Here is an 11281-nt window from a genome sequence, read left to right as displayed (position 1 = left end):
AGGAGAGGGTGTACGGGTGGTGGGGGCCGAGCACCTCGGTGCGCCGGTCGAAGACACGGTCCGGGGCTCTTCGCTGTGCAGCGTGCGCGGCAGCAGGTCGGGGCTCCCAGAGCCCCGGCCTGCGCCGCACGGCGGAGCCGGCCCGAAGTCCGGGGCCCTTCGGTGACGACCGGCCTCAGCGCTTGTCCGCCGGGACGGGGATGTCGAGGACGACCCGGGTGCCGCGCCCCGGCTCCGGAACCGGCACCATGTCGAAGGTCCCGCCCAACTCCCCCTCGACCAGGGTCCGTACGATCTGCAGCCCCAGGTTCCCTGCGCGCTGCGGGTCGAAGCCGGCCGGCAGGCCGCGGCCGTCGTCCTGAACGGTGATCAGCAGCCGGGCGCCGTCGGCACGCGGCTCGCCGCGCACCGCGGACACCTCGACCGAACCCTGCTCCCCCTGGGCGAAGCCGTGTTCCAGGGCATTCTGGAGCACCTCGGTCAGCACCATCGACAGCGGCGTGGCGATCTCGGCGTCGAGGATGCCGAAGCGGCCCGTGCGCCGGCAGTCGACCTTGCCGGGCGAGATCTCCGCCACCATCGCGAGCACACGGTCCGCGATGTCGTCGAACTCCACACGCTCGTCCAGGTTCTGAGACAGCGTCTCGTGGACGATCGCGATCGAACCGACCCGCCGCACCGCCTCGTTGAGGGCCTCGCGGCCCCGTACGGAATCCATCCTGCGCGCCTGGAGACGCAACAGGGCCGCCACCGTCTGGAGGTTGTTCTTCACCCGGTGGTGGATCTCCCGGATGGTCGCATCCTTGGTGATCAACTCCCGCTCCCGGCGGCGCAGTTCCGTCACGTCGCGCAGCAGCACCAGGGAGCCGATCCGAACGCCCTTGGGCTTGAGCGGGATCGCCCGCAGCTGGATGACGCCGCCGTTGCCCTCGACCTCCGTCTCACGGGGGGCGTAGCCGCTGGCGATCTTGACGAGCGCCTCGTCGACGGGGCCCCGGGAGGGCGCGAGCTCGGCGGTGACCTGGCCCAGGTGCTGTCCCACGAGGTCGGAGGCGAGCCCGAGGCGGTGGTAGGCGGAGAGGCCGTTGGGGCTGGCGTACTGGACGATGCCATCGGCGTCGAGCCGGATGAGCCCGTCCCCCGCGCGCGGCGAGGAGTCCATCTCGACCTGCTCGCCGGGGAACGGGAACGTTCCGGCGGCGATCATCTGGGCCAGATCGGAGGCGGACTGGAGGTAGGTGAGCTCGAGCCGCGACGGGGTGCGCACGGTGAGCAGGTTGGTGTTGCGCGCGATGACGCCGAGCACTCGGCCCTCGCGGCGTACCGGGATGGACTCGACCCGTACCGGCACCTCCTCGCGCCACTCGGGGTCGCCCTCGCGCACGATGCGCCCCTCGTCGAGCGCGGCGTCCAGGAGCGGGCGCCGGCCGCGGGGGACGAGGTGGCCGACCATGTCGTCCTGGTAGGACGTGGGGCCGGTATTGGGCCGCATCTGGGCAACGGAGACGTAGCGCGTCCCGTCGCGGGTGGGCACCCACAGGACCAGGTCGGCGAAGGAGAGGTCGGAGAGGAGCTGCCACTCCGAGACCAGCAGATGGAGCCACTCGAGGTCAGTCTCACTCAGAGCGGTTTGCCGGCGTACGAGATCGTTCATGGAGGGCACGTCTGCGAGGGTACCCGCGGGCCGCGGCGCCGTGACGGGACCCTCAACCCGTCCGGCACCGCAGCCCGGAGTTGCCCGGCCGAGGGGTGTGCGGTCCCGCTCGGCCGTGTGGAGGTCTCGGCGCAGTCAGGGCAGAGAGCGTCGGGGACCTCGTTCCACCCTCCTGTGCGGGGAGGGCGGAGGCTTCTACCGCTTTATTGTGGACTAGACCATTCAGGCCTGTCCATGCTTCGGCGGAGTTTAGTTCCGCCACCATACTTATGTGCGGCCGCTGATGCACCTGTCCCTGCGTACGCGCTTGTGGCAGCGGGCGGGGGACGACGGGCGGGCCCCTCATCACACCCGCCCGTCGCGATCACGGCCCCGCCGTCGCCCCGCCCGTCAGCGCGTCTCCGTCACCTTGGCCAGCGCCCTGGGGGCGTCCGGGTCCTGCCCGCGGGCGATGGTCACCTCGTAGGCCAGCAGCTGCAGCGGCAGGATCTCCAGAATCGGCTGGAGCTCCTCCGGCACACCGTCGGTCGGCAGCACAAAACCCGCCGACGCCGCCTCGACCTGGGCCGCCGGACCCACCACGAACAGGTCCGCACCGCGGCCGCGCAGCCGGTCGAGCACGGGCTGGAGCGCCTCTCCGCCCCTGCCGTCGGGCACCACCGCGATGACCGGGGAGACGTTGTCGACCATGGCGAGCGGTCCGTGCAGCAGATCCGCGCCGGAGTAGGAGAGGGCCGGGATGTAGCTGGTCTCCATGAGCTTGAGCGCGGCCTCCTTCGCCGTCGGGTAGCCGTAGCCCCGCGACGTGATGACCATGCGCTCGGCGAAGCGGTAGCGCGAGGCCAGTGCGCGCACCTCGTCCTGGCGGGCGAGGACCTGGGCCGCGAGCACCGGCAGCGCCTCGGCCTCGGTCCCGTCACCGCCGCGAAGGCCCTCCACCAGCAGGTAGAGGGCCATCAGAGACGCGGTGTAGGTCTTGGTGGCCGGGAGCGCCTTCTCCGGGCCGGCCATGACGTCGATGTGGAACTCGGAGACCGCGGCCAGCGGCGAGTCCGGGTTGTTGGTCACCGCCAGCGTGATCGCGCCCGCGTCCCGTGCCGCCTTCGTGGAGGCCACCAGGTCCGGCGAGCCGCCGGACTGGCTGACGGTGATCACCAGGACGTCGGTGAGTGAAGGGCGCGCACCATAGGCGGTGGTGGTGGACATGGAGGTCAGTCCGCACGGCAGTCCGAGCCGGATCTCGAGCAGGTACTTCGCATAGAGCGCGGCGTGGTCGGAAGTGCCGCGCGCCGTCAGCAGGACGAAGCGCGGCTCCTTCGCGGCGATCGCCGCCGCCACCTCACGGATCCGCGGCGCGCCCTCGTCGAGGATCCGCCGCAGGACCGCGGGCTGCTGTGCCATTTCGCCGGACATGATCCGGCCCGGGTACTCCTCGTGCTCGTGGTACTCGGCCGACGTCGTGGCGGACATGCCGTTTGCCTCCAGGTGACGCTCCAGGGTGCCGGGCTGCGGGGCTTGCGGGCCCTCGCCCGGCACGGCACGGTCGGCGTCGGTCAGGCCCCGGTTCCTGCGCCGGTGATGACCTCCGCGGCGGCGCGCCCGCAGACGCGGGCCGCGCCATGGGTCGCGATGTGCAGAGCCCCCCTGGGCGCCGCCCGGTTCAGGCCCATCTCCACGACGACCGTGTCGGGACGGGCCGCGAGGAGGGCTTCCAGTGCGTTCGCCATCCACGGGTGGCGGTGGACGTCGCGTACTACGGCGACGATCCTACGGCTCGCCGCCGCCTCCAGCACATTTGCCACCAAAACGGGCGTGCTCGATCCGTCCGCGTAGGTGTCCGTCCCGGTGCCGGGCAGCAGCGCGGCCAGTTCGGCGGCCACGCCCCAGGGCGTCTCGTCGCCGACCGCGATGTTGGCGACCGGGGTGAACGCGGCGACGTAGGGGGCTTCGGTGACCGGCTCGTAGGGCAGTTGCCCCGGGGTGACGCGCACCGCGCGGCGCGCGGCGACCAGGCCGATCTCCACGTCGGAGCCGGGCGCGGTCCCCTCCTGTGAAGCCGCGCCCGGCTTCGCTGCGGCCCCCCTGGCCCGTCGCGTCCAGTCGGCGAGGGCGCGCACGCGCGCCGCCGCGTCGGCCAGCCGCTCCTCGGGCAGGTCGCCACTGCGCACCGCACTCACCAGCGCGTCGCGCAGCCGAAGTACGGTCTCCTCGTCGGCCAGGCCGCCGCCGACGCAGATCGCGTCGGCTCCGGCGGCGATCGCGAGGACCGAGCCGCGTTCGATCCCGTAGGTGGACGAGATGGCCTGCATCTCCATGCCGTCCGTCACGATCAGCCCCTGGAAGCCCAGCTCTTCGCGCAGCAGACCGGTGAGGATCTGCGGGCTCAGCGTCGCGGGACGGTCGGGATCGAGCGCGGGAAGAAGGATATGCGCGCTCATCACCGCTTTGGAACCCGCCGCGATCGCCTCGCGGAAAGGCACCAGTTCACGGGCGTGCAATGTGTCCAGATCCACATCGATGCGGGGCAGCGCGTGGTGCGAGTCCACACTGGTGTCGCCGTGTCCGGGGAAGTGCTTGGCGCAGGCGGCCACGCCGGCGGACTGCAGGCCCTCGACGTAGGCGACGGTGTGCCGCGCGGCGAGCGCGGTGTCGGCGCCGAACGACCGCACACCGATGACCGGATTGTCCGGGTTCGAGTTGACGTCCGCGGAGGGTGCCCAGTTGAGGTCCACCCCGCACTCGGCGAGCCGGCGCCCCAGCTCGCGCGCCACGGCGCGGGTGAGGTCCACGTCGTCCACCGAGCCCAGCGCGTAGTTGCCGGGGAACGACGAGCCGCCCCGCACCTCGAGCCGGGTGACGTCGCCGCCCTCCTCGTCGATCGCGACGAGGACGTCGTCCCGCTCCGCCCGCAACTGGCTTGTGAGCGCGGTGAGCTGACCGGGCGAGGTGATGTTGCGGCCGAACAGACCGACGGCGGACAGCCCTTCGCCGATCTGCCGCAGCAGCCACTCGGGGGCGGCGGTGCCGACGAAGCCCGGCTGGAGGACGGTGAGGGCGTCGCGGGTGAGCGTGCCGGACGAACCGCGTACCAGAGTCGTCATGAGGAGGCGTTATCCCTTCACTGCGCCCGACGTGAGGCCCGCGGCCATCTTCTTCTGGATGAACATGAAGAAGGCGACCACCGGGATGGCGATCAGCGTGGAGGCGGCCATCAGCGCGCCGTAGTCCACGCCCCGCTCGGTGGTGAAGCTCATCAGCCAGACGTTCAGCGTGTACTTGTCGTTGTCCTGCAGCACCACGTAGGCCAGCAGGTACTCGTTCCAGGCGTTGATGAGCGAGTAGATGGAGGCCGCCGCCAGACCGGGGGCGAGCAGCGGGAAGACGACCCGCCAGAAGGCGCCCATCTGGCTGCAGCCGTCCACCATGGCGGACTCCTCCAGCTCCTTCGGGATGTTGATCACGAAACCGCGGATCATCCAGGTCGCGAAGGGCAGCGTGGAGACCAGATAGATGATCGTCACGCCCCAGTACTCGTTCAGGGCGCCCAGGTCGTTGAGCTGCAGGTAGATCGGGATCAGCATCGCTGTCGGCGGCAGCAGCTGCACCAGGATCAGGACGACCATGAAGGCCTTGCGGCCCATGAACCTGAAGCGGCCGATCGCGTACGCGGCGACGGTGGCCATCACCATGGCGCCGACGACGGCTGTCACACAGATGATCAGGCTGGACTTGATCGCCGTGCCGAAGTTGGCGTAGTCGACCGCTCGGCTGAAGTTGTCGAAGGTGATCGACGAGGGCCACAGGGTCTGGTCGTAGCTGCGGATCTCGTGGTTGGGGCGCAGTGCGCTGATGACCAGCCAGTAGACCGGGAAGATCATGACCACGAAGGTCAGCAGCCCGAAGACGTTGTAGACGATCCGGCTCTTCTTCTTGCGGTCGGACCGGATTGCCTTCGGTGCGGAGGTGATGGCGCTCACTCGACCTCTCCGATCTTGAGCAGCTGGCGCAGGTAGTACACGGCAACGCCGGAGAGCAGCAGCACCGTGATGAGGGAGATGGCGGCGCCCTGGCTGAAGGAGTTGGACTCGAAGGCCTTGTTGAAGGCGTAGAGGCCCAGGACCTCGTACTCGGGCTCCGGTTTGCCGCCGCGCATCAGCCAGACCTGGCCGAGGACGTTGAAGTCCCAGATCACCGAGAGGGTGGCCACCATCTGGAAGACCGGCTTGATGACCGGGAAGACGACGTAGCGGAAGTTGCCGAACGCTCCGACGCCGTCGATGGCGGCTGCCTCCTCCAGCTCCCTGGGGACCTGGGTGAGGGCCGCGTAGAGGGTGATGGCGACGAAGGGGACGGCGCCCCAGACCACGACCGCTCCGATGACAAGGAAGCCCTGCTTGTGGTCGAGGAACCAGTTGTGGCCCTGGAAGTCCAGGCCCAGGTACTTGGTCAGGACCATGTTGGCGACGCCGTAGTCGGAGTCGGAGAACCAGCGGAAGATCGAGGCCGCCACCATCAAAGGGATCGACCATGCGGCGATCAGGCCGGCGGTGACCAGCAGCCGGGCCCAGGTGGACATCCGCTGCATCGTGAGGGCGACGGCCAGGCCCAGGGCCAGGGTCGTCACGACGCACGCGGCCATGAAGACGACGGTCAGGACCACGGAGTCCCAGAAGGCGGCGTCGCCGAGGATGTTGGTGAACTGCTCGAGGCCCACCCAGGGGGCCGGCTCACCCGTCCACAGTTCCTTGCGGCCGACGTCCTGGAAGGACATGACCGTCGTCTTGATCAGCGGCCAGACGAACACCGCCGCGATCGCGACGATCGTGGGCGCGATCAGCAGATAGGGCAGGAGCGCGCCACGGGTCCTGGCGGCCTTGCGCGTCTGCTTGCTGGATGGCTGGGGGCCGTGGTCCTCGGGGTGCCGCGGAACGGGCACCGCCGGGTCGGCTGACTTGATGTCGGCGGCACTCACCTGTGCTGGGCCTTCCGTTCGGAAACCGGTACCGGAGTGCGGGGGCGGCAGCCCGTGTGAAGCCGGGTCCACCACCCCCGCGGGTGATCAAGAGGTCAGGACTTCTCGTTGATCAGCTTGTCGATCTCCGCGTCGGCCTTCTTGGTCGCTTCCTCGACCGACGTGCCCTTGATGATGTCGAGCAGCATGAGCTCGAGGACTTCCGACTTCTCGACGGCCGTCCAGCCGGGGGCGATCGGGGTGAACCAGGCGTCCGGCACGGCGTTGGCGATGGGAGCGGTCTCCGGCTTCGCCTTCAGCGGCTCGAGCTGCTTGGTGTTGTTCGGAAGGATGTTCTTGGAGGCGAGGACCTCCTGGGACTTGCTGTTGGTGAACATCGCGATCCACTCCTCGCCGAGGTCCTGGACCTTCGACTTGGAGACGGTCGCGAGGTCGGAGCCGCCGATGAAGGACGGGAGCGCCTTGCCGTCCGGGCCGGGCATGCCCGCCACGCCGATCTTGCCCTCGAGCTTCGGGTTGCCGTTGGCCTTGGAGTCGACGACGCTGCCGGCCTCCCAGCCGTTGCCGTAGAGAAGGCCGGCCTTCTCGTTGGCCATGACGTTGGCGTGGTCCTGCTCGTCCTTCGTCTTGTCACCGTGGTTGTACTTGTTGACCAGGTCGACGAAGTGCTTGATGCCCTTCTGCGCCTCGGGGGTGGAGAGAGCGGACTTCCACTCCTTCTTGCCCTCGTCGTAGGTGGCGATCTCGCCGCCGTACGCGGCGACGTAGGACATGGCGGCGTACCAGTAGCGGCCGGGCAGGTAGAGCGGCGAGAACGCCTTGTCCTTGCCGTACTTCTGCTGGACCTTGTCGAGGGCGGCGGTCAGCTCGGCCTCGGTGGTGGGCAGGGCGTCGGAGCCTGTGCCCGCCTTGAACATGTCCTTGTTGTAGAGGGCCACGCGCGCACCGGCGTAGTAGGGCACGCAGTACTGCTTGCCCTCGAAGGTGCAGGTGTCCTTAAGACCCTGGATCCAGGTGCCCGAGTTCTCGTACTTCGACGGGTCGATCTCGCCGAGGGCTCCATTGAGGATGTACGTCATGGTCTCGGTGTTGCCGAGCTCGACCACGTCCGGGAACTTGTCGCCGGCGAGGGCGGCGTCGAGCTTCTTGGCCTTGTCGCCCCACTGCTGGTACTGGACGTTGACCTTGACGCCCGGGTACTTCTTGTTGAACTCGGCGTTGACGTCCTTGACCAGCTCCGGCCAGGTGCTCTGGGCGTCACTCATGAGCCAGACGGTCAAGTCCTCCTTGCGGTCCTTGGGGTTCTTGGCCGATTCACCACTGCCGCCGTCCGAACCACACGCCGCGACCGAGACCATCATGGCCGCCACACCCACCGCTGAAATGAGCTTGCGCATCACGCCACCCTCCTCAAGGGATGCAAGAGTTACCCCCCCACCACCCGGGAGTCGCGCAGCACTTGACGGACGCGCGCCAGATTTCTGCCCTGGGGCTGGGACTGGCCTCAAATGGTGTAGACCAGTACCGGGAGCTTGGCCTAGACCTTTAGGGGTGTCAAGGGTGTATAAGAAGGGCTGTCGTGTCCGTTATCGGACCGACACCTGAGGGAGGGCGACGACCCGTGACCGGTCCGTGCCACCATGTGAGCCGCAGCAGACGGAGGAGCCGGTGACGGCAGGAGCGCAGCAATCGGGAAGGCGGACCATGACGACGGACGGGGGCGGCACCGAGGCCGAGGGCGGGGCACAGACCCGTACCGCACGCGTGCCTAAGTACTACCGGCTCAAGCGTCACTTGCTGGACATGACGGAGACCCTGCCGCCGGGCACGCCCGTGCCGCCGGAGCGGACACTCGCCACCGAGTTCGACACCTCGCGCACCACGGTCCGTCAGGCGCTCCAGGAGCTGGTCGTCGAGGGCCGGCTCGAACGCATCCAGGGCAAGGGCACGTTCGTCGCCAAGCCCAAGGTGTCGCAGGCGCTCCAGCTCACCTCGTACACCGAGGACATGCGCGCGCAGGGCCTGGAGCCCACGTCTCAGCTGCTGGACATCGGATACGTCACAGCGGACGACACCCTCGCCGGGCTGCTGGACATCGCGGCCGGCGGCCGGGTGCTGCGCATCGAGCGGCTGCGGCTGGCCAGCGGCGAACCGATGGCCATCGAGACCACGCACCTGTCCGCCAAGCGCTTTCCGGCGCTGCGCCGCAGCCTGGTGAAATACACCTCTCTCTACACCGCCCTCGCGGAGGTGTACGACGTCCATCTCGCCGAGGCCGAGGAGACGATCGAGACCTCGCTCGCCACCCCGCGCGAGGCCGGCCTGCTCGGCACGGACGTGGGCCTGCCGATGCTGATGCTCTCCCGTCACTCGCTGGACGCCCAGGGCGAGCCGGTGGAGTGGGTCCGCTCGGTCTACCGGGGGGACCGGTACAAGTTCGTCGCCAGGCTGAAGCGCCCGACCGACTGACCTCGACCGCTGCCTCGACAGCTCAACCGACATGGCGCCGCAGCCCGTTGCGGCGCCATGTCACGTTTTGGCCGTGCGAACGGGAAGTCGTTGCCGTACCGATATACGGACGGGGGGTGACTGGACGCGAACGGCTCGCCTAGATTTCCTGCCCATTACAACGGTGTTCAGTGAGGGGACGGAGCCGCATGTCCGCAGTGCCCGAGGCGCCACAAGCGCCAGAAGCGCCCGAAGAGAAACCGCCGGTCATCACCCCGGTGCGCGTCGTCATCGCCCTCTGCCTCTTCGCTCCTTTTGTGGCGATGCTCTGGGTCGGCTCCTACGCGAAGGCCGAACCGACGTTCATCGGCATGCCGTTCTTCTACTGGTACCAGATGCTCTGGGTCCTGGTCTCGACGGTCCTCACGATGATCGCCTACAAGCTGTGGCAGCGTGACCAGCGCTCCCGCAAGGGAGGTGCGTCCCGATGAACGACGGCGTGAACGGCGTCGCACTCGGCGTCTTCATATTCTTCTTCCTGGCCGTCACGGTCATGGGCTTCCTGGCCGCGCGCTGGCGCAAGGCCGAGAACGAGAACAGCCTCGACGAATGGGGCCTCGGCGGCCGGTCGTTCGGCACCTGGGTGACCTGGTTCCTGCTCGGCGGCGACCTCTACACCGCGTACACCTTCGTCGCCGTCCCGGCGGCCATCTACGCGGCGGGTGCGGCCGGCTTCTTCGCCGTCCCGTACACGATTCTCGTCTACCCCCTGATCTTCACCTTCCTGCCGCGGCTCTGGTCGGTGTCGCACAAGCACGGATACGTCACCACCTCGGACTTCGTCCGCGGGCGCTTCGGCTCCAAGGGCCTGTCCCTGGCGGTCGCCCTCACCGGCATCCTCGCCACCATGCCGTACATCGCGCTCCAGCTGGTCGGCATCCAGGCCGTGCTCGACGTCATGGGCGTCGGCGGCGGTGAGAGCACCCACTGGTTCATCAAGGACCTGCCGCTGCTGATCGCCTTCGGTGTCCTCGCGGCCTACACGTACTCGTCCGGACTGCGTGCCCCGGCGCTCATCGCTTTCGTCAAGGACACGCTGATCTACATCGTCATCGCCGTGGCGATCATCTACATCCCGATCAAGCTCGGCGGCTTCGACGAGATCTTCGCCAGTGCAGGTGAGAAGTTCTCGCAGGTCAACGAGGCGACGGGCAAGCCGACCGGTGCGCTGGTCCCCGGCGAGATGGGCCAGTGGGGCTACGCCACCCTGGCGCTCGGCTCGGCGCTCGCGCTCTTCATGTATCCGCACTCGATCACGGCGACGCTCTCCTCGCGCAGCCGTGAGGTGATCCGCCGCAACACCACGATCCTGCCGCTGTACTCGCTCATGCTGGGCCTGCTCGCACTGCTCGGCTTCATGGCCATCGCGGCCGGCGTGAAGGTGACCAACGGCCAGCTGGCCATCCCGCAGCTGTTCGAGAACATGTTCCCGGACTGGTTCGCGGGTGTCGCCTTCGCCGCGATCGGCATCGGCGCGCTGGTGCCGGCGGCGATCATGTCGATCGCCGCGGCGAACCTCTTCACCCGGAACATCTACAAGGACTTCCTCAAGCCCGACGCGACCCCGGCCCAGGAGACCAAGGTCTCCAAGCTCGTGTCGCTGCTGGTGAAGGTGGGCGCCCTCGCCTTCGTCCTCACCATGGACAAGACCGTGGCGATCAACTTCCAGCTGCTGGGCGGCATCTGGATCCTGCAGACGTTCCCGGCGCTGGTGGGCGGCCTGTTCACCCGCTGGTTCCACCGCTGGGCACTCATCGGCGGCTGGGCGGTCGGCATGATCTACGGCACGGCTGCCGCCTACGGCGTGGCGAGCCCGACGCAGAAGCACTTCGGCGGCTCGTCCGCGGAGATCCCGGGCATCGGGGAGATCGGCTACATCGGCCTCACCGCGTTCGTGCTGAACGTCGTGGTCACCGTGGCCCTCACCTTCGTCCTGCGGGCAGCCAACGCCCCCGACGGCATCGACGAGACCAGCCCGTCCGACTACACGGCGGACGCCGGCGACCCGGGCGTCAAGGTGGAGCTGCCGCCGGCCACGGTGGGCTCACCCGGCGGTCTGCGCGAAGGTGTGCGACAGGGAGAAGGGCGTTCCCGCCCCGTGGCCCTGTGCGCCCCAGTCCACCGGGGTGATCAGCGCCTCCCGGTCG

The 11281-nt window shown here is 68.7% G+C and carries 9 protein-coding genes; 3 read left to right on the top strand and 6 right to left on the bottom strand.

Annotation, left to right across the window (positions count from 1 at the left end; all coding sequences use genetic code 11):
• Positions 1-175 precede the first annotated feature (175 nt).
• The 6 genes from ABZ070_RS31305 to ABZ070_RS31280 form a co-directional block, all read right to left on the bottom strand.
• Entirely contained in the window at positions 176-1654 is a 1479-nt protein-coding gene (locus ABZ070_RS31305; protein WP_356638744.1) for a histidine kinase N-terminal domain-containing protein, read from the bottom strand.
• Positions 1655-2044: 390 nt separating this feature from the next.
• On the bottom strand, positions 2045-3124 hold the full coding sequence (locus tag ABZ070_RS31300; RefSeq protein WP_356638742.1) for an SIS domain-containing protein: 1080 nt from the start codon (positions 3122-3124) through the stop codon (positions 2045-2047).
• 83 nt (positions 3125-3207) lie between these two features.
• Positions 3208-4755, bottom strand: coding sequence for a glycoside hydrolase family 3 protein (locus ABZ070_RS31295; RefSeq protein WP_356638740.1), 1548 nt, complete (start codon positions 4753-4755; stop codon positions 3208-3210).
• Between the two features lie 9 nt (positions 4756-4764).
• Positions 4765-5631, bottom strand: a complete 867-nt coding sequence (locus tag ABZ070_RS31290) for a carbohydrate ABC transporter permease (RefSeq protein ID WP_356638738.1) — start codon at positions 5629-5631, stop codon at positions 4765-4767.
• Complete coding sequence (locus ABZ070_RS31285) at positions 5628-6626, bottom strand: sugar ABC transporter permease (protein WP_356638736.1); 999 nt, start codon at positions 6624-6626, stop codon at positions 5628-5630. Before ABZ070_RS31285 ends, ABZ070_RS31290 begins: the two co-directional genes overlap by 4 nt.
• 95 nt (positions 6627-6721) lie before the next feature.
• Positions 6722-8026 carry a sugar ABC transporter substrate-binding protein gene (locus ABZ070_RS31280; protein WP_356638734.1) on the bottom strand — a complete coding sequence of 435 codons (1305 nt, stop codon included), beginning with the start codon at positions 8024-8026 and terminating at the stop codon, positions 6722-6724.
• A 304-nt stretch (positions 8027-8330) separates the two neighbouring features.
• Here ABZ070_RS31280 and ABZ070_RS31275 point away from each other — a divergent pair, with 304 nt between their 5' ends.
• The 3 genes from ABZ070_RS31275 to mctP form a co-directional block, all read left to right on the top strand.
• A complete protein-coding gene (locus ABZ070_RS31275) occupies positions 8331-9095 on the top strand; it encodes a GntR family transcriptional regulator (protein ID WP_356638732.1) in 765 nt (254 codons plus the stop codon).
• A 188-nt stretch (positions 9096-9283) separates the two neighbouring features.
• Positions 9284-9565: a DUF3311 domain-containing protein gene (locus tag ABZ070_RS31270; protein ID WP_356638730.1), complete on the top strand. Its 282-nt coding sequence runs from the start codon at positions 9284-9286 to the stop codon at positions 9563-9565.
• On the top strand, positions 9562-11281 hold a 1720-nt coding region (mctP, locus tag ABZ070_RS31265), incomplete at its 3' end, for a monocarboxylate uptake permease MctP (RefSeq protein WP_356638728.1). The genes ABZ070_RS31270 and mctP, both read left to right, overlap by 4 nt.

The sequence above is a fragment of the Streptomyces sp. NPDC006283 genome, assembly GCF_040613325.1.
Lineage (GTDB): Bacteria > Actinomycetota > Actinomycetes > Streptomycetales > Streptomycetaceae > Streptomyces.
The sequence above is the reverse complement of the archived record's forward strand: the minus strand, read 5'-3'. Positions and strand labels throughout refer to the sequence as shown.